The sequence below is a fragment of the Pseudomonas sp. CVAP#3 genome (genome assembly GCF_018986375.1).
GTDB classification, from domain to species: domain Bacteria; phylum Pseudomonadota; class Gammaproteobacteria; order Pseudomonadales; family Pseudomonadaceae; genus Aquipseudomonas; species Aquipseudomonas helvetica.
The window spans coordinates 70,611-93,541 of sequence record NZ_JAHMSC010000008.1 but is presented as its reverse complement, the minus strand read 5'-3'; the positions used below and the strand labels follow the sequence as shown (position 1 = coordinate 93,541).

Genomic DNA, 22,931 nt, shown 5'->3' with positions numbered 1-22,931 from the left:
CACCAAAAAATGGCTCACCGACCAAGACCCCCCAACAGATCGGAGGTAGGTACAGGCATTGGATTCGAAAAATAGGTTTTATATTTAGTCGTATGAACCCTGAAACTGCAAACGATGAACTCCCGTCTTTTCAACACCTCATCCAACGCTTCACCTGTGAGAAGACTTTCTTCCCCCTCCGACTCTCCAGTCTCTCGAAACATCACTCTTGAGACATAATGCCCACCTGCAGGGTCTTTCACATACTCTACCGACCCTCTTCCTGAACGTTTGACGTAGTGTCCAATCGAAAAATCGATATCATCCTCCAGCGCGCACACCAACCCCTCACCGATTGCAGACTCAAACAGTCCTAAAAGATCTGTATCCGCTGTAAAGCCAATCTGATAAGCCACGCTGCCAGGAGTATGTTCAACACCCGAATAATTTAACGTCGCTATTGCTCTTCCATGATTAAAAGAACACGAAGCACACAATGAGACCAACATATAAAAAACAAACTTGCGCACCGTTATTCCTCCCTGAAATAGCTCAATATCGACCCTGCGCACCACTAACTCGGCATCCAGACGCGACACTAACGCGCGAATGGCTTTGCTGCCAGCGCGGCTGACGGTGCAAGGAATTTCTACAGACTGCTGAAGGATGACGTCAGTGGAGCCAAGGTTTTTCACCAGTCCATACAGACGCATTGACACCCAAAATCCGCTCATCGCCGTTCACTCGTTGATACGGCGAAGGCCTCACGGGCGCAGAAAAAAACAGTGCCAAAGGCATTGCAGGTGTCGTCCGTGAGCGCGCAAAGGGCGAACAGAATGCCGAACTAAAACGACCTCCACAACTTATTCGCGAAGACCTTCAAACAGGTCCTCGCGACAAATCATCTGCCCTCGGCAAACTCCCGCAACACCGCCCCATCCATGCGATAGCGCACCCACTCTTCCTGCGGCTGGGCGCCGAGGGACTTGTAGAAGTCGATGGCCGGGGTGTTCCATTCCAGCACGCTCCATTCGAAGCGGCCGCAGTCGTTGGCGCAGGCGATTTTGGCGAGGTGGCGCAGCAGTTGTTTGCCGGCGCCGCCACCGCGTTGCTCGGGGGTAATGTAGAGGTCTTCCAGGTACAGGCAGTTGCTGCCGAGCCAGGTCGAGTAGCTGAAGAAAAACACCGCGAAGCCAATCGGCAAACCGTCGCGCAGACAGATCAGGCCATGGGCGGTAGCGCCTTCGCTGAACAGGCTGCGCTCGATGTCGGCGACACTGGCGATGACTTCATGCCGGGCGCGCTCGTAGTCGGCGAGTTCGGTGATGAACGCGAGAATTTGTGGCGCATCACTGGGGGTGGCCGGGCGGATTTCGATCGACATGGACGTGCCTTGTGAACAGTTGAAACCGCCATACTATGTCGGCGATCAGCGCTCGTCACATGTCACTTCAAAACTTAATCTACGGGCGTCACCACAAAAGGATTGTTATGAGCCTCATTGCCTTCGCCCCACTGCAAAATCTCGCCTCAACCTTGCTGCCCCATGCGCTGGGGCCGTCCGAGGATGGCGCCCATGATCTGTCGCACTTGCAACGGGTGTGGCGCAACGTTCAGCAGATTCAAACCGAGGAAGGTGGAGACCTTGAGGTACTGCTGGCGGCAGTGTTGCTGCACGACTGCGTGGCGGTGGAAAAGAACTCGCCGCTGCGTTCTCGGGCATCGCAACTGGCCGCGGAAAAAGCCTCGGCAATCCTCAGCCAGTTGAATTGGCCCGAGCACAAAAGCGCAGCAGTCGCTCACGCCATCGAGGCCCATAGCTTTTCGGCGAGCATCACGCCGACGACCCTGGAAGCGCAAATCCTCCAGGACGCCGACCGCCTCGACTCCCTTGGCATGCTCGGCGTTGCGCGCACGTTTTACATCGCCGGACGGATGGGCAGCACGCTCTACGACGCGCAAGATCCCACGGCAACATCCCGCGAGTACGACGACAAACGTTTTTGCCTCGACCACTTCCAGACCAAGCTTTTGCACTTGGCCAACGGCTTCCAGACGCCGACTGGCAAGCGCTTGGCCCAACGACGCCACGAGCGTCTGAAGCGCTTCATGGACGAGTTCATCGAGGAGATCGGTTTACTGCCCAGCGCCGTCTGAAGCCATTACTCCGCCTTCAGCTAACCCTGAAATCGCTAACCACAGAACATACGCCACGACTGCCTGTGTTAGATAAGTCACCGATAAAACCTATAGGTAAAGAGACTTGTCCATGCCCAGTCGCAATACCCCGGACACCGCCGTTTCAGGAAAACTGTTTGGTCTGTTCTGCCTCGCCAGTTACCTGCTTTCACTGTCCTACGGCTCGACCTTTTTGCTCTCGCTGCTGATCAGTTCACGTGGAGGTAATGAGCATGATGCCGGCAGCGTGATCTCGGCGGCGATGCTCAGCACGTTCGCGGCGGTGATCCTGTCGGGACACTTGTCGGACCTGCTCGGCGCTGCGCGTTCGATTGCCGTGTTCGGCGGCTTGCTGGTGCTTGCCAGCCTGGGCTTTGCCCTGACCCCGGGTTTCGGCAATGCCCTGCTGTTTTTCGGCCTGACGCTGGGGCTGGGTTGGGGCGTGTTTTACACCCTGGGGCCGATTATCGTGGCGATGCTGGTCGCGCCCGCACAACGCGCCAGGTACTTCGCGCTGCTCTCGGGCAGCATGATGACTGGCATCGGCTCGGGACCATTGCTCGGGCGTGCGGCCAGCGCCCTGGGTTATCCGTTGACCAGCGCATTTTATCTCACCGCACTGGCAAGCCTGATCGGTGCGGTGCTGTTCTGGCGTTTGAGCGTCGCACTCAAACAACGCCCGAATCAGTTGGGCGAAGCGGCAGTTTCACGGATTTCCTGGGCAGCGGCCGCGCAGGTGATGTCATCCAAAGCACTGTTTCCCATTGTCATGGTCGGCCTCGGTGGCTGCGTGTTTGGCGGCCTGTCGAGTTTCCAGACCAGCTACGCCGCCTCCCGCTCGCTGGACTACTCGCTGTTCTTTCTCGGCTTTATGAGTGCTGCGATTACCAGCCGCATGCTGATCGCCAGTTTCGTGGTCAAGCGCGATCCCTATTGGGCATCCTGCTGGTTGTCAGGGTTGATGGTGGTGTCGATTCTGATGTTCGGCTTCGTAGTCGACGATGCCTTCACTTACCTGATAGCTGCCGTTGTGCTGGGTATCGGTTACGGGTTGACCTATTCGGTCATCAACGGCCTGGCCGCCAATGAAGCACCGGCGGGCAGCACTTCCCAAGCCTTGTTGCTGTTCAGTCTCGGGTACTTCGTGGGCGTGTTTGGCTTCCCCTTGCTGGCCGGCCAGATCATCGTCGAGCAGGGTCTGCCGACGTTGTTGCTCACGGTATTGGCACTGGCGCTGCTGAACTGGTCGATCACCATTGGCCGCCTGCTGTGGCGCTGGGCAACCACCAGGAAGGCACTGCAAGAGGCGTAGATAGAACCGGTGCGACATGTCCGGAGCAATTTGTACCATCGCGCTTTGTAAACTACGGTTAGCCGCGACAGATCAAGCAGTCAATAGCATCTGTTCCACTTGAATCCGCTATCGACAGGTATAAGCATGAACATGGATGCGTCTACGCAATACCCGATTGTTTTGGTTCACGGCCTTTTCGGTTTCGATACGATTGCCGGTTACCCCTACTTCTTCGATATCAAGGAAGCTCTGGAACACGCGGGCGCTCGGGTGTTTACGGTCAATATTCCAGCCGTCAACGGCAATGAAGAACGCGGTGAAAAACTGCTCGAACAGGTCAACCGCATTTTGCAGGAAACAGGCGCCGCCAAGGTCAATCTGATCGGCCATAGCCAAGGTCCCCTGGCGGCACGCTACGTAGCAGCGCTGCACCCGGAAAAGGTCGCGTCGGTCACCTCTGTCAGTTGTCCCAACCACGGCTCGGAGATTGCCGACCAATTGCATAAGGCGCTGACACCCGGAGAGTTGCCCGAAACGTTCGTGCTGGCCTTGTTCAGCGCAGTCGGCACGTTCATTTCGCTGATCAGCGGCCACCCGCAAAACCCTCAGGACCCTCAAGCAGCTTTCGAATCGCTGACCAGCGCAGGGTTGGCTGAATTCAATCGCAAGTACCCGCAAGGGGTGCCGAAAGTCTGGGGCGGTGAAGGCAACGAAATTGAAAACGGCGTGTATTACTACTCCTGGAGCGGGATCCTGCAGAATTTCCAAACCCCGCAAATACTCGATCCGACCCACATCAACTGCATTGTGCTGTCGAAGTTATTTTATAAAGAGAAAAACGCCAACGATGGGTTGGTCGGACGATACAGCTCGCACCTGGGGAAAGTGATTCGCTCGGATTACCCCATGGACCACTTTGACGCCGTCAATCAAATGGCCGGGATCACCAGCTGGAACGTGAGCCCGGTCAGTCTCTATCTGGAACATGCTGCCAGGCTCAAGAGCAAAGGCTTGTAAGCCCATCGGCCATGGCCCGGTTTAAACACTGGGCCGTTTTCCAGGTTACGGCTCAAGACCGATAGGGAAAAACTCTCCGCCACTCCAGACACCCAACCAGCGTTGCCCGTCGATTTCGCGGGTCACGGCCAGTTCGACCAGTTGATAAAACACGTTGCGATGGATCAGCGCTTCAAGGTTGGTGCGTACATGCACGTAAGGCGCAGGCTCCTGGGTAACTGGATCGATCACTACCCGCAACGGATGCTCGGCACCCGCCTCGGTCTGCTCATCAACATTGGTGGTGAAGCGCAACAGCTGGGCTTCGCCCTCGCCCTCGACCTCCAGCATCACAGCAATGAAAGGCGCGTCATCGACCTTGATCCCGACCTTCTCGACCGGAGTAATCAGGAAGTAATCATCGCCGTCGCGGCGAATGATGGTGGAGAACAGCTTGACCATCGGCTTGCGCCCGATCGGCGTGCCCAGGTAATACCAGGTACCGTCGCGGGCGATGCGCATGTCGATATCGCCGCAGAAGTCGGGGTTCCACAAATGGACCGGCGGCAAGCCTTTGGATTTGGGGATTTGCCCCAACAGATCGTTAGCTTTCTGCGGACCACTCATGCTGCTCTCCTGGTGAATTACTGATCGCTCATGCCCAGCAGGCTGCGAGCGTATTGCGCCAGCGGCTGAGCGATCAAGTCTTCTGGCTTGTTGTCGTGGAACGTCAGTAAACCGCCACGACTCTTGATTCGCGCAGTATCGATCAAATACTGGGTGCTGGTCTCGATCAGCATGATCTGAATCACTCCACTGTCGAGCCCCAGGCGATCCACGGCGCCCTGATCGAGCAACTCATCCGAGTTGCCGATACGGTCGTCGGCCTTGGCAAAACGAGTGTAGAGCAGGTAATGCGCGCCAGCCGCACGCGCCTCACCCATCGCAGTGTCGAGGCCTTCGGGGGCGCGAGCACGACGGACCATCGGGAAATATTCGATAAAGCCGTTGAAGGCTTCTTCAGCGACCACGTTCGGCCGCGGGTAGGCACTACCCGGCGGCGCAAAAGCGCCTTGGGCGATGTAGATAAACGAGTCCGGCTGAATGCGCAGATTATTCACGCGATGGCTGTCGCTGTGATCAAGCAGACCAGAGTCGCTCATGTGGTAGCGAACCCCTTCGCCCATGTCGCTGACATTCATGCAGCCGCCAAGCGCCAAAAAGGCCAGCAGCAAAACCAGGCTACGCATCCTATCCTCCAGAGGCCGGTGACGGAAAACCGGCGAATGTCGGCAGGATGCAGCTTCCGCGCCAGTCCTTGAGGACTTGAACATTTCCAGATTGAAATGAGGACCTGTGGCGAGGGAGCTTGCTCCCACTCGGTGGCGCAGCCGTCGTAAAACGGGTAAATGCGGTATGCCCGACAGGTCGCGGGGATATGTTTTCAGGGCCGCTTCGCGACCCAGCGGGAGCAAGCTCCCTCGCCACAGAGATTTATCAGCCGCCGATAATCTTCATGATTGTTGCACCACCAGAGAATGCCACTTCCTGCTTGTCGCCCAGAGCTTTAACCAACAGACGCTGAAGCGCCGGCAATGCTTGATGACGGGGCTTGTCCAGCAGGTCACCGACATAGTGGCGGTTACTCGACGACAGGCAGCCATGCAGCCAGCCAGTGGACGATAGCCGCAAGCGTGAGCACGTGCGGCAGAACGGCACGCTTTCATTGGCGATCACGCCGAAATAGCCGCGCCCCGGAACTTCGTAACGCACCGCCGTGGCATCCACCGGCGCGTCGGCCTGCAGGTACTCATAGCGCTCACCGATCAGGCCCAGCAACTGCTTGAGACTGACAAACTGCTGCAGGAATGCGTTTGAATCGCTGGCCAGATGGCCCATGCGCATCAGCTCGATGAAGCGCAATTCATAACCGCGCTCCAGGCAATAATCGAGCAGCGGCATCACTTGATCGAGGTTCTGCCCGCGCAACGGCACCATATTGACCTTGATCTTGATGCCCGCTGCGCGAGCCTGGTCCATGCCGTTGAGCACCGTCGCCAGATCGCCACCGCGTGCAATGCTGCGGAATGCATCGGCGTCCAGGGTATCGAGGGAAACGTTGATCCGCCGAATGCCGGCGTCCACCAGCAAGGGCAGTTTCTTCGCCAGCAACTGACCATTGGTGGTCAGGCTGATGTCGGCAAGGCCCATCTGCCCGACAGCCGTCATGAAGGTTTCCAGCTTCGGGCTCACCAGCGGCTCGCCACCGGTGATGCGCAATCGCTCGATGCCCGCGGCTTCGATCAGGTAGGCAACGCCGCGCGCCATGGCCTCGGCCGACAGTTCATCCTGCGCAGCCACCAGTCGCTTGCCATTGGGCACGCAATAGGTACAGGCGTAGTTGCAGGCGGAGGTCAGACTGACCCGCAAATTGCGGAACTGCCTGCCTTGTCGGTCAACGATCATGGATCACTCCGGCGAAAGTAGATTCGGAAGCGCTAAAACTTGACTCACAAATCAAGTTTTAGCAATACCTAAGCCTGAGTATATTCCTGGGGCACTGCGCCATACAGAGAAAACATGGCGCAATAAGGCATCTGAATGGTTCAGCTGCTCGGCGTGTCGGTATCGCGCTTGCGCTTGTTGCCCATGCGCACGCCGATGTCCATCAGGAACTGGAAGAAACCTTCCTGATCTTCCAGCACGTTGCTCCAGAACGGCGAGTGATACAGCGCGACAGCGCCGTGCACCAGCGCCCAGGAAGCGCAGTAGTGGAAGTACGGCGGCACGTCTTCAAGCTTGCCTTCGCTGATGCGGCCCTTGATCAACAAGGTCAGGCGTTCGAAGTTGGAGGCGCGAATCTTGTGCAACTCCTCGACCATCTCCGGCACCTGATTGCCCTTGACCACTTTCTCTTCCAGGCGATCGAACAACCGGTAACGTTGTGGATCGCGCATGCGGAATTCGAAGTAGGCCCGGGACAGGGCTTCCTTATCCTTATCGACATCGGCAGAGTGCAGCAGCTCGTTCAGGTCACGCTCGTAATCGAGCATCAGGCGCAGATAGATCTCCGCCTTGGACTTGAAGTGCTTGTAGATGGTGCCTTTGCCGATACCCACGGCATCAGCGATCATCTCGACGGTGACACTGTCTTCACCTTGTTCGAGGAACAGCTTGAGCGCGGTGTCGAGAATTTCTTGCTCGCGGCGACGAAACTCACGGACCTTACGAGGTTCTTTATGCATAAGAAAAGGTCTGTAGGGGTCAAAATACGAAGCCGCGTATTATGCCTAACTTGCGCCAAATTGCACGGATCATCCGACCATGACTATGTTTCTTGATGAATTTGTACAGGCTCCAGGCCTGCGTTATTTGAATCATGCAGCCGTTGCACCCTGGCCAAATCGCGCCGCCATGGCGGTGACACGCTTCGCTCAAGAGAACGTTTTACTGGGTGCACGGGACTATTCGGACTGGATGGACCTTGAACAACGCCTGCGTGAACGGCTGATGCGCCTGCTTAATGCACCGTCGACGGATGACGTCGCGCTGGTCAAAAATACTTCTGAAGCATTGTCTTTTGTCGCCTTCGGACTGCCATGGCAAAGCGGCGACCAGATCGTCATCAGCGATGAAGAATTCCCTTCCAATCGCATCGTCTGGGAAGCATTGGCGGCACAAGGCGTGGAAGTGGTGCAGGCCAGTCTCACCGGCGATGACCCGGAAGGCGCCCTGCTGGCAGCCTGCGGACCGCGCACCCGCTTGATGTCGGTGAGCGCGGTGCAATTCGCCAGCGGTCTGCGCCTTGACCTGCAACGCCTGGGTGCCGGCTGCAAACAACAGAACGTGCTGTTTTGCATCGACGCCATCCAGCAACTGGGCGCACTGCCCTTCGACGTCCAGAGCTATCAATGCGACTTTGCCATGGCCGACGGCCACAAATGGCTGCTCGGGCCAGAAGGCCTGGGGGTGTTCTATGTGCGCAGCGAATTGCGTGAACAACTGAAACTGCACGAATTCGGCTGGCACATGCTCGAACACATGGGCGATTACACTCGCACCGGATGGGAACCCGCCAAGAGTGCACGACGCTTTGAATGCGGTAGCCCGAACATGCTCGGGGCGATGGCGCTGGAAGCCAGCCTGTCGTTATTGGAAGAAGTCGGCATGGAGAACGTCGCCGCGCTGATCGCCGAGCGCGTGAAATGGCTGCAGGACGGCCTGAGCGCAATCCCCGGCGTCATACTGCATAGCCCGCTGAATCCAGCCCGGCGCGCAGGGATTCTTTCGTTCAGTATCGATGGCATCGATACTCAGACCGTTTACGAGGCCCTGAAAGCCGAACAGGTGGTCTGTATCCCACGTGGCCCAGGCATTCGTTTTTCACCGCACTTCTACACCGAAAAGCGCGTGATCGACGAAGCTGTCGCCATTGTCGCATCGATCGCCAGGCAGTGAGAACTCAAGCGAAGCGCCTGTATTCCAAATCTGTTTAAGAAACAGGAGGAGCAAACTGGACTCGGCGCAATAGTGATCAATACTTGAACTGTCGGCGTGGCATCTCCCCCAAGTGTTGCGCCGATGAAGGTACCAAAGGACCGCGTACCTTTGTTTTACTCCTAATGGTCTTAACCCGGATTCACCCCCCAGAACCCGGGTTTTTTTTGCCTGCGATTTGAGCCCGCGGCTCAACCCTGTCAAATCGACTTGACATGCGCCAACGGAAACAACCGCCTGAAGTTCTCCGTAGTCTGCCCGGCAAAGCGTTCGTAGGATTCGCCGCGCAACATGGCCAGAAACTCCGCGACATCCCGCACGTACTGCGGAAGGTTCGGCTTGCCGCGATGAGGGATCGGTGCCAGGTACGGCGAATCGGTTTCCACCAGCAGGCGGTCCGCCGGTACTTGCCGGGCCACATCGCGCAAGGCATCGGCATTGCGGAACGTCACGATCCCCGACAACGAAATATAAAAACCCAGATCCAGCGCGGCCTTGGCCATGTCCCAATCTTCGGTGAAGCAATGCAACACCCCCGCCTGCGGCAATGCTGCCTCACGCAATAACGCCAGCGTATCGGCGCGGGCGCCACGGGTGTGGACAATCACCGGTTTGCCGGTCTGCTGGGCCGCTTGCAGGTGCAAACGGAAGGACTCCTGCTGCAACTCGGCCGCTTCTGGCTCGTAGTGGTAATCCAGACCGGTTTCACCGATTGCCACCACCCGCGGATGATTGAGTTCCTGCAGCAGCCAGTCCAGCGCCGGCGCGGCGCCCGGCTGAACATCCAGTGGATGCACACCCACCGAACAATCGACATCGTCGTAACGCTCGGCGAGGGCCTTGACGTCCTTGGCGTTGTCGACACTGACGCCGATACAAAGAAAGTGCCCTACCCCGCGCTGACGAGCGGCGGCAAGTGCAGCATCCAGCGAGCCGTCGTGTGCGGCGAGGTCGAGACGGTCAAGGTGACAATGGGAATCTACGAGCATAAAAGACGGCAACTACATCGTATGAGTGGGACGGTCGGACTTCAGGGCTCCGACCAGGTAGGTTTCGATTCGGCTTCGGGCGGTGTCATCGCCTTCATTGAACTGCACGCCGACACCGGCGGCGCGATTGCCCTGAGCACCTTTGGGGGTAATCCAGGTCACTGTACCGGCTACCGGAATTTTTTCCGGTTCATCCATCAAGTGCAGCAGCATGAATACCTCGTCGCCCAACTTGTAGCTTTTGTTGGTCGGGATAAACAGACCGCCGTTCTTGATGAACGGCATATAGGCCGCATAAAGCACGGATTTGTCCTTGATGGTCAGGGACAGGATGCCGTTACGCGGGCCCGGGCTGACAAGTTCATTCATGCTGACCTCCATGGCTGATGATCAGAGTCTAGGCGCAGACGCTCACTTCGGGGCAGGCAAGGACACCCATTGCACCAACAGCGCTTCCAGCAACAACGCCGGATTGAGGTTGGCCTTGCTCATCACTTTCTGCCGCTGGGCGAGAATCCAGTCCTGAATATTCAAGACTTTTTCCTGGGCGGTTTTCTGCGCCAGGTACTGAATCACTTTGCGCATGTCCGCCAGGCCAAGCCCGGCTTCGTCCTGAGTCAGCTGATAACGCAGAATCAGGCTCGACCAGTCGCAGAACCAGTCGAACAGCTGCAACATCGGAATGGATTTCCACTCTTCGGCCAGCTGCGTTGGTGACTGTTGCTGCTTGAGCAACTTCTTCACGCCCTCGACGACCAGCGCACGCTGCTCACGCACGCCCTGCCCTTGCAGCTTGACCGCCGCCAGCGGCGAACCTGCTGCCAGGGTCAACAGTTCGACACGCTCCTCTTCAGTGCAATCGGGCAAGGCCTTGGCCAGCCATTGCAGGCTCATGGCTTCGCTCGGCAACGGACAGGCCTGTTGCACGCAGCGACTCTTGATGGTCGGCAGCAGACGGCTGGTCTGGTGACTGACCAGCAGCAACACCGTATCGCCCGAGGGTTCTTCGAGACTTTTCAGCAAGGCGTTGGCGGCGTTGATGTTCATCGACTCGGTGGGCTCGATCAGCACGACTTTGCGCCCGCCCATCTGCGCGGTCTGGACCACGAAGCTGACCAGATCACGCACCTGATCGACCTTGATTGCCTTATCGGCTTCTTCAGGTTCCAGGATGTAGTTATCGGGGTGGCTACCGGCCTTGAGCAGCAGGCAGGATTTGCACTCGCCGCAGGCTCCCTCTGCGGTTGGACGCTGGCAGAGCAAACTGGCCATCAGCCGCTCGGCCAGCGCACGCTTGCCGATCCCGGCCGGACCATGCAGCAAATAGGCGTGGGCGTGCTGGGCGCGACCGGCCAGCTGCTGCCAAAGGCTGTCTTGCCACGGATAGGCTTCAGCCACGGGCCCGCTCCAACAGACGCGGCAGCAAGGCATCCAGCGACTGCTGAACCTGTGCCAACGGCTGCGAGGCGTCCACCAGCAGGTAACGCGCCGGATCTGCCTCGGCACGCTTCAGGAACGCGCTGCGCACCGCCTCGAAAAACACTCGCCCCTCAAGCTCGAACCGGTCCAGTCGACCGCGAGCACTGGCACGCGCCATGCCGATTTCAATCGGCAAGTCGAACACCAGCGTCAGGTCCGGGCGCAGATCGCCTTGAACGAAGGTTTCCAGGGTCGCGATACGCTCAAGCGACAATCCGCGACCACCGCCCTGATAGGCGTAAGTCGAATCGGTAAAGCGGTCGCACAACACCACCGCGCCCCGCGCCAGCGCCGGGCGGATGACCTCGGACAGATGCTGCGCGCGCGCCGCGAACACCAGCAACAGCTCGGTATCGGGATTCATGACCTCATCGACCGGAGCCAGCAGCACGTCGCGGATTCGCTCGGCCAAAGGCGTGCCGCCAGGCTCGCGAGTCAACACGACTTCGATACCCTTGGCGCGCAGACGCTCGGCCAGGTATTCACGATTGGTGCTCTTGCCCGCGCCTTCCGGGCCTTCCAGGGTAATAAACAAGCCAGTCACAGGCAGTCCTTAGTCAGAGTCATTGCGGGCTTTGCGGCTCATCGGCACTCGGTACCGGAGCGGCAGCTGGAGCCGGAACGGGAGCCGGTTGCGGTACCGCCTCTGAAGCCGTGTCGGGCGACACCGGAGGAGTTGGTGCCTGCGCATCAGGCGTCGCGACCCCGTTGACCGGCGCAGGGCTGGAACGGTAATCGGCGCGTCGCTTGATCTGGAACTCGCGCACAGCACTGTTGTGGGCATCCAGGTCGTCGGAGAACACGTGACTGCCATCACCGCGCGCCACGAAATATAAACTGGTGCCGGACACCGGATTCAGCGCCGCGTGAATCGCTTCACGACCGACCATGGCAATCGGCGTCGGCGGCAACCCAGCAATCATATAAGTATTGTAGGGCGTCGGTTCTTTCAGGTGAGCGCGGGTCAATTTGCCGTTGTAACGATCACCCAGGCCATAGATCACGGTCGGATCGGTTTGCAGCAACATGCCGATCTGCATGCGCCGCACGAACACTCCGGCAATCTGCCCTCGCTCTTGCGGCACACCGGTTTCCTTCTCGACCAGCGAGGCCATGATCAGCGCCTGATAGGGTTCGGTATAGGGTGCGTCAGGGGAGCGCTTGTTCCACTCTTTTGCGAGGACGTCGTCGAGGCGCTCATACGCTTTTTCCAGCAGCTCGGCATCGGTCATGCCCCGCACAAAACGATAGGTGTCCGGGAAAAACCGGCCCTCCGGAAAGACTCCGGCGTGACCGAGCTTGTCCATCACATCGATGTCGCTCAGCCCGGCAAGGGTTTGTTGGAGTTTGTCATTTTTTGCCAGCGCCGCACGGACCTGATGGAAGTTCCAGCCCTCGACCAGCGTCAGGCTGTACTGAACCACTTCACCGCGCTGCCAAAGACCGATCAAGCCCTGTGCATTCATCCCCGGCAGCATACGGTATTCACCGCTGTGCAGCGGCTGCGCGGCAAGGTTCAAGCGCCAGTACAGGCGCAGCCAAAAGGCGTCCTGGAGCACACCATCGGTTTCGAGGCGATTGAAGGTCCCGGACGGTGTCGCACCGTTCGGTACATCCAGTAACTCTTCCTGAGAAATGTTGAGTGGCTGCTCCAGCGCCGAGTTTATCTTCCAGGCCGAAGCGCCCAGCAGTAGCCCTGCCAGAACCAGTCCGGTTTCCAGCAGCAGCAAGAATTTACGTCTCACGAATCAAGCATCCAGTAGCGCGCGGGCAATGTCTTGCAGTTTACGGGTGAGTGGCCCAACCGGCCAGCTCAGCGCAGCATAAGCGCGTACCGGCCAGATGCCGTACACGCTGTTGCAGACGAAAACTTCATCAGCCTGTTGCAGCTGATCAAGGCTGATGTCAGTGACATGCGTGACAATCCCCAACCTCTCGGCCTGGGACAAGAGTTCGGCGCGCATCACTCCGGCCACGCCGCAACGACTCAGATCAGCCGTCAGCAACGCGCCATCGCGCACCAGGAACAGATTGCTGAAAACACCTTCGATCACCCTGCCCTGAAGATCCAGCATCAAACCTTCGGCGTGCTCGCTATCCTGCCATTCCGCACGAGCAATGACTTGCTCAAGACGATTCAGGTGCTTGAGGCCGGCAAGCAGCGGCTGCTCGGAAAGTCGGGTAGCGCAGGGAAACAGCCGAATACCTTGCTGCGCGTGCACAGCAGGATAAGCCGCAGGAGGATTGCCTAGAAGAATACGTCGCGGCGACACCGATGGATCGGCCGCGTAACCCCGCTGGCTGTCGCCACGGGTCAGCATCAGCTTGAGCACGCCTTCGCCAAGGGCGGCGGCGTACAACAGTAGCTCACTGCGAATCAATGCAGGATCCGCGTTAATCGCCAAGCGCGAGCAGCCATTGGCCAGACGACTCAAATGTCGATCCAGCAACAATGGCTGCCCACCCTTGACGGCGATGGTCTCGAACAGACCATCGCCGTACGCCAGGCCGCGGTCTTTTAGCGACAGTGCGTCAGCCGGCTGACCGTCGACCCAGCTTTCCATCAATCGGCAAACCGACGGAACACCAGCGAGCCGTTGGTACCGCCAAAACCGAACGAGTTGGACAGCACCACATCGATCTTCGTATCACGCGCCGCGTGTGGCACGAAGTCGAGGTCGCAACCTTCATCCGGCTCATCGAGGTTGATGGTCGGTGGTGCAACCTGGCCGTTGATTGCCAGCACACTGAAAATCGCTTCGACCGCGCCCGCCGCACCCAGCAGGTGACCGGTCATGGACTTGGTCGAGCTCACCGCCAGCTTGTAGGCGTGATCGCCAAACACCGACTTGATCGCGCAGACTTCGGCGAGGTCGCCGGCCGACGTCGACGTACCATGGGCGTTGATGTACTGGACCTGGTCGACGTTCAGCTTGGCGTCACGCAGCGCGTTGACAATGCAACGTGCAGCGCCTGCGCCATCGGCCGGCGGCGAAGTCATGTGGTACGCATCGCCACTCATGCCAAAGCCGATCAGCTCGGCGTAAATGGTCGCACCACGTGCCTTGGCGTGCTCCAGCTCTTCAAGCACCAACGCACCGGCACCGTCGGACAACACGAAGCCATCACGGCCCTTGTCCCATGGACGGCTGGCGCGGGTCGGCTCGTCATTGCGGGTCGACAACGCACGAGCAGCACCAAAGCCACCCATACCAAGGCCGCAAGCGGCCATCTCGGCACCACCGGCAATCATCACATCGGCTTCGCCGTAGGCAATGTTGCGCGCCGCCATACCGATACAGTGCGTACCGGTGGTACAGGCTGTCGAAATGGCATAGTTAGGCCCCTGCGTACCCAGATGGATGGACAGGAAACCGGAAATCATATTGATGATCGAGCCCGGCACGAAAAACGGAGAAATCCGCCGTGGCCCCGAATCATGCAGCGTGCGGCTGGTTTCTTCGATATTGGTCAGACCGCCAATACCCGAGCCCATGGCCACGCCGATGCGTTCACGATTGGCGTCGGTGACTTCCAGGCCGGCGTTACGCACTGCCTGAAAACCTGCTGCCAGACCGTATTGAATGAACAGGTCGAGTTTGCGAGCTTCCTTGACCGACAGGTATTCCTCGACATTGAAGCCCTTTACCGAGCCGCCAAAACGGGTGGAATAGGCAGAAAGGTCGGTGTGTTCGATCAGACCAATGCCACTGCGGCCAGCCAGAATGCCCTGCCAGCTGCTCGGCACATCCGTGCCCAGTGGCGACAACATACCCATACCGGTGACTACGACGCGTCTACGCGACACAGCACTCTCCTTTTTTCAAATGACGACTTTGCATCAGGCCTAAAGGAAAAAACCGCACGCCGTGATGGCAGTGCGGTTTTTCCATGACAGCTAACAACGGCTACAAACTATTACGCCTGATGGCTAGTAACGTAGTCGATGGCAGCTTGTACAGTAGTGATCTTCTCAGCTTCTTCGTCAGGAATTTCGGTCTCGAATTCCTCTTCCAGAGCCATCACCAGCTCAACGGTGTCAAGGGAGTCGGCACCCAGGTCTTCAACGAAGGAAGCAGTGTTCACAACTTCTTCTTCTTTAACGCCCAGTTGCTCAGCAACGATTTTCTTGACGCGCTCTTCGATGGTGCTCATACCTTGTTTTCACTCCTAATGGACAAATTCAGGCAGCTGGCCAGTGGGTAAGTGTATAGAAAGGCTTTTCAGTTTTTCAACTGAAAGCTTCACTCCTCAAACCCTGACGACCCTCTGCCTATAAATAGATTGCAGCTTTATAACGGATTTTAGACAGCTCGTATGACATTTTTTTGAAGCAATCCGTCACATTTGAATTACATGTACATCCCGCCGTTCACCGGGATTGTAGCCCCAGTAACGTAAGCCGCACCGTCCGACGCAAGAAAAGCGACCACGGACGCGATCTCTTGAGCTTGCCCCAGACGGCCCAGCGGAATTTGCGCCTGCAAGGCTTCACGCTGCGCCTCTGGCAGTTCGCGGGTCATATCGGTATCGATGAACCCAGGGGCCACCGAGTTGACCGTAATCGAGCGCGAACCTACTTCACGCGCCAGAGCGCGGCTGAAACCTTCCAGACCTGCCTTGGCGGCTGCATAGTTTACTTGGCCTGCGTTGCCCATGGCACCCACAACCGAACCAATACTGATAATTCGTCCCCAACGCGCCTTGGTCATGCCACGCAAAACACCCTTGGACAGGCGAAACAGACTGTTCAGGTTGGTGTCGATAACGTCATGCCACTCGTCATCTTTCATGCGCATCATCAGGTTATCGCGGGTGATACCGGCATTATTCACCAGAATCGCCGGCGCACCGAATTGCTCCTGAATGCTCGCCAGCACGGCCGCTACGGACTCGTCGCTGGTGACATTGAGCTCAAGGCCAGTGCCTTGAATGCCGTTTTCTTTCAGGGTTGCCGCGATGCGCTCAGCGCCCGAAGCAGAAGTCGCAGTACCCACCACGATAGCGCCCTGACGACCCAGTTCCAGTGCGATAGCCTGGCCAATACCACGGCTCGCGCCGGTAACCAGTGCAACTTTACCTTGCAGACTCATGCAGGCTTCTCCTAAGTTCAGGCCAACGCTGCACGAGCAGCAGCGAAAGCATCCGGGGTGTTCAGGTTAGAGGTCGACACGCCTTCGGCGCAGCGCTTGTTCAGGCCAGCCAGGACTTTGCCCGGACCGCATTCAACCAGTTGAGTAGCGCCTTTGGCGGCCAGCGCCTGGACCGACTCAACCCAGCGAACCGGCTTGTAAAGTTGCTCGAGCAGATCGCGCGTAAGCGTTTCCAGATCCGGCGCCACATCAGCGCTGACGTTCTGCACCAACGGGATTTGCGGAGCCTGCCAGTTGATCGCAGCGATCGACTCGGCAAAGCGCTCGGCAGCCGGGCGCATCAGTTCGCAGTGCGACGGCACGCTGACCGGCAGCGGCATGGCGCGCTTGGCACCACGCGCCTTGCAGCCTTCGATGGCGCGCTCGACAGCCGCCTTGGCACCGGCGATTACCACCTGGCCCGGCGAGTTGAAGTTGACCGCGCTGACGACTTCGCCTTGCGCCGCTTCGGCACAGGCAGCCAGCACATCAGCGTCGTCCAGACCGAGAATGGCGGCCATACCGCCCTGCCCGGCCGGCACCGCTTCCTGCATCAGCTGACCGCGACGCTCCACCAACTTCACGGCGTCACCCAGACTCAGGCTACCGGCCGCGACCAGCGCGCTGTACTCACCCAGGCTATGACCGGCAACGTAAGCCGGACGTGCACCGCCCTCAGCCAGCCACAGACGCCACAAGGCAATCGAAGCGGTGAGAATCGCCGGTTGGGTTTTGTCGGTTTGATTGAGCTGCTCTTCCGGCCCTTGCTGGGTCAGTGCCCACAGGTCGTAACCCAAGGCATCGGAAGCTTCTTTGAAAGTTTCGAGGATCAACGGATGTTGCGCGCCCAACTCGGCCAGCATGCCGAGGGACTGCGAACCCTGTCCTGGAAAGACGAATGCGAGGGAAGCAGACATGTAACAAGCCCCTAATGATCTTGTCGTCGGAGAATTGACGTCCTGTACTGCTGGACGCAAGAAACTGACAGTTGGATGGCTAATTGAACTGAGCGGTCACATTTAAGCATTGTCGAGCGAAAATGCCTAAAGCAACAAATCCTCGAGGCGACCGTGAAGCCGCTGCGGGAGGTTCTCCTGAATCTCGATCAAGGCGCGCTGAATGGCACTCTGGAAACCCTGCACACCGGCCGAACCGTGACTTTTAACGACGATCCCCTGTAAACCGAGGAAGCTTGCACCATTATGTCGCGCAGGCGCCAGATCAGCCTGTAAACGCCTCATAAGCGGCAACGCCAGAGCCCCGACCATTCTCGATGCCAGGTTTTGCTTGAACAACGCCTCGATCCGCCCGGCGATCATGGTCGCCAGCCCTTCGCTGGATTTGAGCAGGATATTGCCGACAAAACCGTCGCAAACCACCACGTCAGCCTCGCCACGGTACAAGCCATCACCTTCGACGAAGCCGATGTAATTCAGCCCGCGAGCGTTTTGCAGCAGCGTCGCCGCCAGCTTGACCTGTTGATTACCCTTGATGTCTTCCGTGCCGATATTCAGCAATGCGACCTTCGGCCGAGCAATGCCCAAGGTTTCAGCCGCCACAGAGCCCATCACCGCGAACTGGAACAGGTGCTCGGCACTGCAATCGACATTCGCCCCCAGATCGAGCAACTGGCAATAACCACGTTGCGTCGGGATCGCCGCCACCATCGCCGGTCGATCGATACCCGGCAAGGTCTTGAGCACATAACGCGACAACGCCATCAGCGCACCGGTATTGCCGGCACTGACACAGGCCTGAACCTTGCCATCACGCAACAACTCAAGCGCAACCCGCATCGAGGAGTCCGGCTTGCCACGCAGGGCCTGGGAAGGTTTCTCATCCATGCCAATCACGTCACTGGCCGGCACAATCGTCAGGCGCGCGCGATCCACAGCCGACTGGCTGGCGATCAATTCTTCTAAAAGGGAGGGTTGACCGACGAGGGTCAGGTGCAGCGAGGGCGTAGCAGACAGACAAGCAAGGCTGGCCTGAACAATGCTGCGGGGACCGAAGTCCCCGCCCATTGCGTCAATCGCGATGACTTGAGCGGACAAGGATTACTCGTCAGCGCCCTTGTCGATCACTTTACGGCCACGGTATACGCCTTCTGGCGATACGTGGTGACGCAGGTGAACTTCACCAGTGGTCTTTTCTACGGACAGGGTGCTTGCCTCGAGAGCATCGTGCGAACGACGCATGTCACGGGCGGAGCGGGATTTTTTGTTCTGCTGAACAGCCATAATTGATTAACTCCTAAACGTTTGGGTCACGCTTTAACTGCGCCAATACACTGAACGGGTTGGACCGCGTTACCTCGTCCTCGCTCGGTTCGGGCTCATCGAGACCCGCCGGCTGCTGGCATTCTTCCGGATGATGAGCAGGCACAATGGGCAAGGCGAGCAGAAGCTCCTCCTCGATCAGTGACTGCAGATCCAAAGGATCTTCGCCCAGTTCCAGCACGTCATAACCTTTCGGCAACGACTGGGTATTCGCACCCTCCTTCACCACAGCATAACTGCATTCGCTGTGAATCGGCAGGGTGACCAGCTCAAGACAACGCTGGCAAACCATTTTGACTTCGGTGTCGATAAAGCTGTGGATAACCACAGATTTACGTTCATCTCGTTCAAAAACGAATTTAGCCTGCACCGTACCGACAGTGTCGGAAAGCGGGTCGCAGAGTCTCTCCAAATCGGCCAGCAGCATTTCACCTTGAAGGGTGGTGCCACGATCAGCCAATTTGCGCGGGTCAACGTGAGGTGGAATCGGGTCATTCAACATAGGCGCAGCATTATAGGGATGCCCCCAGCCATGTCAAAGGAAATTCAGTCCTGTCCGTCACTTGGAAGCCCCGCTAGAATTTGCGACTGACTTTTGGAGAGCCGTATGCTGCCTTTATTACTTGCTTCAAGCTCGGTCTATCGCCGCGAATTACTGACGCGCTTGCAACTGCCATTTACCTGCAGCTCACCGGATATCGACGAAAGCCATCAACCGGAAGAGTCAGCCATCGAACTGGTGAAACGCCTGGCCCGCGAAAAAGCCCAGGCGCTGGCCGGCAGTCATCCCGCTCATTTGATTATCGGCTCGGACCAGGTCGCCGTGCTCGACGGGCGGATTATTGGCAAACCCCACACGTTCGAGAAGGCTCGCGATCAATTATTGGCCGCCAGCGGCGCCAGCGTGACCTTCCTGACCGGCCTGGCAGTGCTCAACAGCCAGACCGGCCATTGCCAGCTCGACTGCATCCCCTTCACCGTACACATGCGCACACTGGACCAGGCACGCATTGAACGCTACCTGCGCGCCGAACAGCCCTACGACTGCGCTGGCAGCTTCAAGGCCGAAGGATTGGGCGTGAGCCTGTTTCAAAGCACCGAAGGCCCGGACGCCACCAGCCTGGTCGGCCTGCCGCTGATTCGCCTGGTGGACATGCTGCTGGCTGAAGGCGTGCAGATTCCTTGAGGCTGCGATCATCTGGTCAAAAAAAACCGGCCTCGCAGGCCGGTTTTTTATACTACGTGATGATCAGCGCAATGCCGGCCCATGAAAGCCCATCCACATCGCCAACTGCTCAGCCACGCTGGCGCCGAGTTTTTTCGAGAAGCGGTCGAACGCCGACTCTTGAATCGCGAAGTCGACCAGTTCTTTCTCGCCGATTACGTCACGCGCCACCGAACTGGCACTGCCCAAACCATCGATCAAGCCCAATGGCAGCGCCTGCTCGCCCGACCAGACCAGCCCGGAGAACAACTCCGGATGTTCTTTGTCTTTCAAGCGGTCGCCGCGGCCCTTTTTGACACTGGCGATAAACTGCTGGTGAGTGGTATCCAGCACACCCTGCCAGAACTTGATCTCATCCGGCTTTTCCGGCTGGAACGGATCGAGGAACGACTTATGCTCGCCGGACGTATAGGTCCGACGCTCGACACCAAGCTTTTCCATGGTCCCGACAAACCCGTAACCGGCCGCCGTCACGCCAATCGACCCCACCAGGCTCGCCTTGTCGGCGTAGATCTGGTCCGCCGCGCTGGCGATGTAGTACGCCCCCGAAGCCCCCAGATCGGAAATCACCGCATACACCTTGATCGCCGGATGCAGGGCACGCAGACGACCAATCTCATCGTAGACATAACCCGACTGCACCGGACTGCCGCCCGGGCTGTTGATTCGCAGCACGATGCCCTTGACCTTCGGATCTTCAAACGCGGCGCGCAAACCGCCGACAATGTTGTCGGCACTGGCCGATTCCTTGTCGGCAATCACCCCGGTCACTTCGATCAACGCGGTGTAGCTCGACCCGCGAGTCGCGCTTTTTTCAATATCCATCAGCGGCGTGAAGAGGACCAACGCGATGAGCAGATAAACAAAGGTCAGCAGCTTGAAGAAAATCCCCCAACGCCGTGAGCGACGCTGCTCCTGCACTCCCGCAAGCAGGGTTTTCTCAAGCAGCTTCCAGCTTTTGTCTTCGCCCTCTTCGGCACTGGCCTTGGCTGGCGCCTTCCATTCGTCGGTCATTCCATCCACCCCAACAAAAACCTAATTGGCCCGCTGACCCAGCCAGGCATGCAATTGCGAAAAATGATCAATGGCCAGGCGCGGTTCGAACACGCGCAAGGCATCCATCGATTGAGCACCATAGCTGACGGCAACCGAATCCATCCCGGCGTTGCGCGCCATCTGCAGATCGAACGACGAATCCCCCACCATCAACGCCTGCTCAGGGCGGACGTCGCAATGGGCGAGAATCTGTTCGAGCATCAGCGGATGCGGCTTGCTGGCGGTTTCATCGGCGGCGCGAGTGATATCGAAATAATCCTCCCAACCGTGGGATTTCAACACCCGATCCAGCCCGCGACGCGCCTTGCCGGTAGCCACCGCCAGGTGATAACCCTCGGCACGAAACGCCTCAAGCGACTCGACGACACCGTCAAACAACGGCGAAGGCACAGCCTCCGATGCGATGTAGTGATCCGCATAGTGCTGACGGAATGCCACCAGCTCAGCATCGCCAATCTCCGGATACAGCGTGCGAATCGCTTCGGGCAGCCCCAGGCCAATGATGCCTTTGACAGCAAGATCATCACGTAACTGAAAACCGGATCGCTGCGACGCCACATGCATCGCCTCGACAATCCGACCAATGGAGTCGGCCAACGTGCCGTCCCAATCGAAAATCAGCAACTTGTAATCAGGGTGCACTCAGGCGCTCCACGGTCTTGGCCCACATTTCATCCACGGGTGCCTGAAGCTTGAGCTCAGCGCCATCAGGCAGCGGCACGGTCAGCATGTAGGCATGGAGAAACAGACGCTTGCCGCCCAGGTCACGAATTTCCTTGCTGAAATCATCATCACCGTACTTGGTGTCGCCAGCGATGCAGTGCCCGGCGTGCAAGGTGTGGACGCGAATCTGGTGAGTCCGACCGGTGATCGGTTTGGCTTCGATCAGGGTGGCAAAGTCGCCAAAGCGACGCAGGACCTTGAACACGGTCACGGACTCCTTGCCCTCCTCCTCGTCGACCTCGACCATGCGCTCGCCGGAGCGCAGATTGCTCTTGCCCAGCGGCGCACGGACTTGCTTGATCGAGGCAGCCCAGTTACCGCGGACCAGCGCCATATAGCGCTTATCGACGCCATCGCCGCGCAATGCCGTGTGCAAGTGACGCAGCATGCTGCGTTTTTTGGCGATCATCAGCAGGCCGGAGGTGTCACGATCGAGACGGTGAACCAGCTCAAGCTCCTTGCAATCCGGACGCAACTGACGAAAGGCTTCGATCACGCCGTAATTCAAGCCGCTGCCACCGTGAACAGCGATGCCGCAAGGCTTGTTGATCACGATCAGCGCCTTGTCTTCGAAGACAATCGAGGCCTCGAGGCGTTGCAACAAACCTTGCGCCAATGGCACCGGCTCGTCGCGTTCCGGCACACGCACCGGCGGCACGCGCACGATGTCGCCCGCCTGCAGCTTGTATTCGGGCTTGATCCGACCTTTGTTCACACGCACTTCGCCTTTACGCAAAATGCGGTAAATCAAGGTCTTGGGCACGCCTTTGAGCCGAGCAAGAAGGAAGTTATCAATACGTTGGCCGGCATATTCCGGCGAGACCTCCAGCAGTTGTACGCTTGGGGTCGAGGGGGCAGTAGTCGTCATGCCGCGAATGATAACAATTTTTTATGGAATTGAAGCACTTAATCATTGCTGCTATAGTCGCGAACGCCGCCAAAAGCGGCCTGGACAGAGGACAAACGGCAAATTGCCGGCCCTGACCAACGCAATTCATCAGGACGCGAGGCCGTCCTACGGGGCTTTCGCAACGATTGGAAGGTTCGTGATTGTAACAAGCGCAGGTGACATGAGGCCTGAAGCGAGCGCAGCAACAGAGTAAC

At 58.3% G+C, this 22,931-nt stretch carries 27 protein-coding genes; 5 read left to right on the top strand and 22 right to left on the bottom strand.

What is annotated here, in order from left to right:
* Positions 1–14 precede the first annotated feature (14 nt).
* Positions 15–713, bottom strand: coding sequence for a hypothetical protein (locus KRR23_RS15635; protein ID WP_253912125.1), 699 nt, complete (start codon positions 711–713; stop codon positions 15–17).
* Between the two features lie 167 nt (positions 714–880).
* Positions 881–1,363 carry a GNAT family N-acetyltransferase gene (locus KRR23_RS15630; protein ID WP_216743236.1) on the bottom strand — a complete coding sequence of 161 codons (483 nt, stop codon included), beginning with the start codon at positions 1,361–1,363 and terminating at the stop codon, positions 881–883.
* A 107-nt stretch (positions 1,364–1,470) separates the two neighbouring features.
* Between KRR23_RS15630 and KRR23_RS15625 the strand changes: the two genes are divergently transcribed.
* The 3 genes from KRR23_RS15625 (at position 1,471) to KRR23_RS15615 (ending at position 4,468) form a co-directional block, all read left to right on the top strand.
* Positions 1,471–2,136, top strand: a complete 666-nt coding sequence (locus KRR23_RS15625; RefSeq protein WP_216743235.1) for an HD domain-containing protein — start codon at positions 1,471–1,473, stop codon at positions 2,134–2,136.
* A 112-nt stretch (positions 2,137–2,248) separates the two neighbouring features.
* Positions 2,249–3,469: an MFS transporter gene (locus tag KRR23_RS15620; protein WP_216743234.1), complete on the top strand. Its 1,221-nt coding sequence runs from the start codon at positions 2,249–2,251 to the stop codon at positions 3,467–3,469.
* 126 nt (positions 3,470–3,595) lie between these two features.
* Complete coding sequence (locus KRR23_RS15615; RefSeq protein WP_216743233.1) at positions 3,596–4,468, top strand: triacylglycerol lipase; 873 nt, start codon at positions 3,596–3,598, stop codon at positions 4,466–4,468.
* A 45-nt stretch (positions 4,469–4,513) separates the two neighbouring features.
* On the opposite strand, the gene KRR23_RS15610 is transcribed toward KRR23_RS15615, so the two are convergent.
* From KRR23_RS15610 to KRR23_RS15595, 4 genes are all read right to left on the bottom strand, one after another.
* On the bottom strand, positions 4,514–5,074 hold the full coding sequence (locus KRR23_RS15610; RefSeq protein ID WP_216743232.1) for a DUF1285 domain-containing protein: 561 nt from the start codon (positions 5,072–5,074) through the stop codon (positions 4,514–4,516).
* Positions 5,075–5,091: 17 nt separating this feature from the next.
* Positions 5,092–5,697 (bottom strand): DUF4823 domain-containing protein, encoded by a 606-nt coding sequence (locus KRR23_RS15605; RefSeq protein WP_216743231.1) that lies wholly within the window; start codon positions 5,695–5,697, stop codon positions 5,092–5,094.
* 247 nt (positions 5,698–5,944) lie between these two features.
* On the bottom strand, positions 5,945–6,913 hold the full coding sequence (locus tag KRR23_RS15600; RefSeq protein WP_216743230.1) for a GTP 3',8-cyclase MoaA: 969 nt from the start codon (positions 6,911–6,913) through the stop codon (positions 5,945–5,947).
* A gap of 140 nt (positions 6,914–7,053) precedes the next feature.
* Positions 7,054–7,692 (bottom strand): TetR/AcrR family transcriptional regulator, encoded by a 639-nt coding sequence (locus KRR23_RS15595; RefSeq protein WP_019689364.1) that lies wholly within the window; start codon positions 7,690–7,692, stop codon positions 7,054–7,056.
* Positions 7,693–7,771: 79 nt separating this feature from the next.
* Between KRR23_RS15595 and KRR23_RS15590 the strand changes: the two genes are divergently transcribed.
* Entirely contained in the window at positions 7,772–8,905 is a 1,134-nt protein-coding gene (locus tag KRR23_RS15590) for an aminotransferase class V-fold PLP-dependent enzyme (protein ID WP_216743229.1), read from the top strand.
* A gap of 239 nt (positions 8,906–9,144) precedes the next feature.
* On the opposite strand, the gene KRR23_RS15585 is transcribed toward KRR23_RS15590, so the two are convergent.
* The 13 genes from KRR23_RS15585 to KRR23_RS15525 all read right to left on the bottom strand — a co-directional run bounded on the left by KRR23_RS15585 (position 9,145) and on the right by KRR23_RS15525 (position 19,325).
* Entirely contained in the window at positions 9,145–9,933 is a 789-nt protein-coding gene (locus KRR23_RS15585) for a TatD family hydrolase (RefSeq protein WP_216743228.1), read from the bottom strand.
* Between the two features lie 12 nt (positions 9,934–9,945).
* Positions 9,946–10,302 carry a PilZ domain-containing protein gene (locus KRR23_RS15580; protein WP_103317654.1) on the bottom strand — a complete coding sequence of 119 codons (357 nt, stop codon included), beginning with the start codon at positions 10,300–10,302 and terminating at the stop codon, positions 9,946–9,948.
* A gap of 42 nt (positions 10,303–10,344) precedes the next feature.
* Entirely contained in the window at positions 10,345–11,331 is a 987-nt protein-coding gene (locus KRR23_RS15575; RefSeq protein ID WP_103317656.1) for a DNA polymerase III subunit delta', read from the bottom strand.
* On the bottom strand, positions 11,324–11,956 hold the full coding sequence (tmk, locus tag KRR23_RS15570) for a dTMP kinase (protein WP_216743227.1): 633 nt from the start codon (positions 11,954–11,956) through the stop codon (positions 11,324–11,326). The genes KRR23_RS15575 and tmk overlap by 8 nt, the downstream gene beginning before the upstream one ends.
* A gap of 19 nt (positions 11,957–11,975) precedes the next feature.
* On the bottom strand, positions 11,976–13,157 hold the full coding sequence (mltG, locus tag KRR23_RS15565; protein WP_216743226.1) for an endolytic transglycosylase MltG: 1,182 nt from the start codon (positions 13,155–13,157) through the stop codon (positions 11,976–11,978).
* 3 nt (positions 13,158–13,160) lie between these two features.
* Positions 13,161–13,976, bottom strand: a complete 816-nt coding sequence (gene pabC / locus KRR23_RS15560; protein WP_216743225.1) for an aminodeoxychorismate lyase — start codon at positions 13,974–13,976, stop codon at positions 13,161–13,163.
* Positions 13,976–15,220 (bottom strand): beta-ketoacyl-ACP synthase II, encoded by a 1,245-nt coding sequence (gene fabF, locus KRR23_RS15555; RefSeq protein WP_216743224.1) that lies wholly within the window; start codon positions 15,218–15,220, stop codon positions 13,976–13,978. Before fabF ends, pabC begins: the two co-directional genes overlap by 1 nt.
* 110 nt (positions 15,221–15,330) lie before the next feature.
* On the bottom strand, positions 15,331–15,567 hold the full coding sequence (gene acpP, locus KRR23_RS15550) for an acyl carrier protein (protein WP_003175607.1): 237 nt from the start codon (positions 15,565–15,567) through the stop codon (positions 15,331–15,333).
* Positions 15,568–15,764: 197 nt separating this feature from the next.
* The gene (gene fabG, locus KRR23_RS15545) at positions 15,765–16,505 is read right to left on the bottom strand and encodes a 3-oxoacyl-ACP reductase FabG (RefSeq protein WP_054593346.1); all 741 of its coding nucleotides are present in this window, start codon (positions 16,503–16,505) and stop codon (positions 15,765–15,767) included.
* A gap of 17 nt (positions 16,506–16,522) precedes the next feature.
* Entirely contained in the window at positions 16,523–17,461 is a 939-nt protein-coding gene (fabD, locus tag KRR23_RS15540; RefSeq protein ID WP_054593347.1) for an ACP S-malonyltransferase, read from the bottom strand.
* 126 nt (positions 17,462–17,587) lie between these two features.
* Positions 17,588–18,598 carry a phosphate acyltransferase PlsX gene (gene plsX / locus KRR23_RS15535; protein ID WP_216743223.1) on the bottom strand — a complete coding sequence of 337 codons (1,011 nt, stop codon included), beginning with the start codon at positions 18,596–18,598 and terminating at the stop codon, positions 17,588–17,590.
* A 3-nt stretch (positions 18,599–18,601) separates the two neighbouring features.
* Positions 18,602–18,784, bottom strand: a complete 183-nt coding sequence (gene rpmF, locus KRR23_RS15530; protein ID WP_003179396.1) for a 50S ribosomal protein L32 — start codon at positions 18,782–18,784, stop codon at positions 18,602–18,604.
* A 13-nt stretch (positions 18,785–18,797) separates the two neighbouring features.
* Complete coding sequence (locus KRR23_RS15525) at positions 18,798–19,325, bottom strand: YceD family protein (protein WP_008152342.1); 528 nt, start codon at positions 19,323–19,325, stop codon at positions 18,798–18,800.
* A gap of 105 nt (positions 19,326–19,430) precedes the next feature.
* Between KRR23_RS15525 and KRR23_RS15520 the strand changes: the two genes are divergently transcribed.
* On the top strand, positions 19,431–20,009 hold the full coding sequence (locus KRR23_RS15520) for a nucleoside triphosphate pyrophosphatase (protein WP_216743222.1): 579 nt from the start codon (positions 19,431–19,433) through the stop codon (positions 20,007–20,009).
* A 63-nt stretch (positions 20,010–20,072) separates the two neighbouring features.
* Here the strand turns inward: KRR23_RS15520 and KRR23_RS15515 are convergent, their stop codons facing one another.
* Genes KRR23_RS15515 through rluC form a run of 3 tightly spaced genes read right to left on the bottom strand, consistent with a single transcriptional unit; the run spans position 20,073 to position 22,695 of the window.
* Positions 20,073–21,062 carry a S49 family peptidase gene (locus tag KRR23_RS15515; protein ID WP_216743221.1) on the bottom strand — a complete coding sequence of 330 codons (990 nt, stop codon included), beginning with the start codon at positions 21,060–21,062 and terminating at the stop codon, positions 20,073–20,075.
* A gap of 21 nt (positions 21,063–21,083) precedes the next feature.
* Positions 21,084–21,746 (bottom strand): HAD-IA family hydrolase, encoded by a 663-nt coding sequence (locus KRR23_RS15510; RefSeq protein WP_216743220.1) that lies wholly within the window; start codon positions 21,744–21,746, stop codon positions 21,084–21,086.
* Entirely contained in the window at positions 21,736–22,695 is a 960-nt protein-coding gene (gene rluC, locus KRR23_RS15505; protein WP_216743219.1) for a 23S rRNA pseudouridine(955/2504/2580) synthase RluC, read from the bottom strand. The genes KRR23_RS15510 and rluC overlap by 11 nt, the downstream gene beginning before the upstream one ends.
* Between the last annotated feature and the right edge of the window lie 236 nt (positions 22,696–22,931).

Excerpts from the sequence above, each read along its gene's own strand:
- rluC (WP_216743219.1), bottom strand. The coding sequence starts at position 22,695 with ATGACGACTACTGCCCCCTCGACCCCAAGCGTACAACTGCTGGAGGTC.
- KRR23_RS15630 (WP_216743236.1), bottom strand. The coding sequence starts at position 1,363 with ATGTCGATCGAAATCCGCCCGGCCACCCCCAGTGATGCGCCACAAATT.
- KRR23_RS15590 (WP_216743229.1), top strand. The coding sequence starts at position 7,772 with ATGACTATGTTTCTTGATGAATTTGTACAGGCTCCAGGCCTGCGTTAT.
- KRR23_RS15625 (WP_216743235.1), top strand. The coding sequence starts at position 1,471 with ATGAGCCTCATTGCCTTCGCCCCACTGCAAAATCTCGCCTCAACCTTG.
- KRR23_RS15610 (WP_216743232.1), bottom strand. The coding sequence starts at position 5,074 with ATGAGTGGTCCGCAGAAAGCTAACGATCTGTTGGGGCAAATCCCCAAA.
- KRR23_RS15525 (WP_008152342.1), bottom strand. The coding sequence starts at position 19,325 with ATGTTGAATGACCCGATTCCACCTCACGTTGACCCGCGCAAATTGGCT.
- acpP (WP_003175607.1), bottom strand. The coding sequence starts at position 15,567 with ATGAGCACCATCGAAGAGCGCGTCAAGAAAATCGTTGCTGAGCAACTG.
- KRR23_RS15615 (WP_216743233.1), top strand. The coding sequence starts at position 3,596 with ATGAACATGGATGCGTCTACGCAATACCCGATTGTTTTGGTTCACGGC.
- rpmF (WP_003179396.1), bottom strand. The coding sequence starts at position 18,784 with ATGGCTGTTCAGCAGAACAAAAAATCCCGCTCCGCCCGTGACATGCGT.
- KRR23_RS15580 (WP_103317654.1), bottom strand. The coding sequence starts at position 10,302 with ATGAATGAACTTGTCAGCCCGGGCCCGCGTAACGGCATCCTGTCCCTG.
- KRR23_RS15635 (WP_253912125.1), bottom strand. The coding sequence starts at position 713 with ATGAGCGGATTTTGGGTGTCAATGCGTCTGTATGGACTGGTGAAAAAC.
- KRR23_RS15585 (WP_216743228.1), bottom strand. The coding sequence starts at position 9,933 with ATGCTCGTAGATTCCCATTGTCACCTTGACCGTCTCGACCTCGCCGCA.
- fabD (WP_054593347.1), bottom strand. The coding sequence starts at position 17,461 with ATGTCTGCTTCCCTCGCATTCGTCTTTCCAGGACAGGGTTCGCAGTCC.
- KRR23_RS15605 (WP_216743231.1), bottom strand. The coding sequence starts at position 5,697 with ATGCGTAGCCTGGTTTTGCTGCTGGCCTTTTTGGCGCTTGGCGGCTGC.
- fabG (WP_054593346.1), bottom strand. The coding sequence starts at position 16,505 with ATGAGTCTGCAAGGTAAAGTTGCACTGGTTACCGGCGCGAGCCGTGGT.
- KRR23_RS15520 (WP_216743222.1), top strand. The coding sequence starts at position 19,431 with ATGCTGCCTTTATTACTTGCTTCAAGCTCGGTCTATCGCCGCGAATTA.
- pabC (WP_216743225.1), bottom strand. The coding sequence starts at position 13,976 with ATGGAAAGCTGGGTCGACGGTCAGCCGGCTGACGCACTGTCGCTAAAA.
- KRR23_RS15620 (WP_216743234.1), top strand. The coding sequence starts at position 2,249 with ATGCCCAGTCGCAATACCCCGGACACCGCCGTTTCAGGAAAACTGTTT.
- KRR23_RS15595 (WP_019689364.1), bottom strand. The coding sequence starts at position 7,692 with ATGCATAAAGAACCTCGTAAGGTCCGTGAGTTTCGTCGCCGCGAGCAA.
- KRR23_RS15600 (WP_216743230.1), bottom strand. The coding sequence starts at position 6,913 with ATGATCGTTGACCGACAAGGCAGGCAGTTCCGCAATTTGCGGGTCAGT.
- KRR23_RS15515 (WP_216743221.1), bottom strand. The coding sequence starts at position 21,062 with ATGACCGACGAATGGAAGGCGCCAGCCAAGGCCAGTGCCGAAGAGGGC.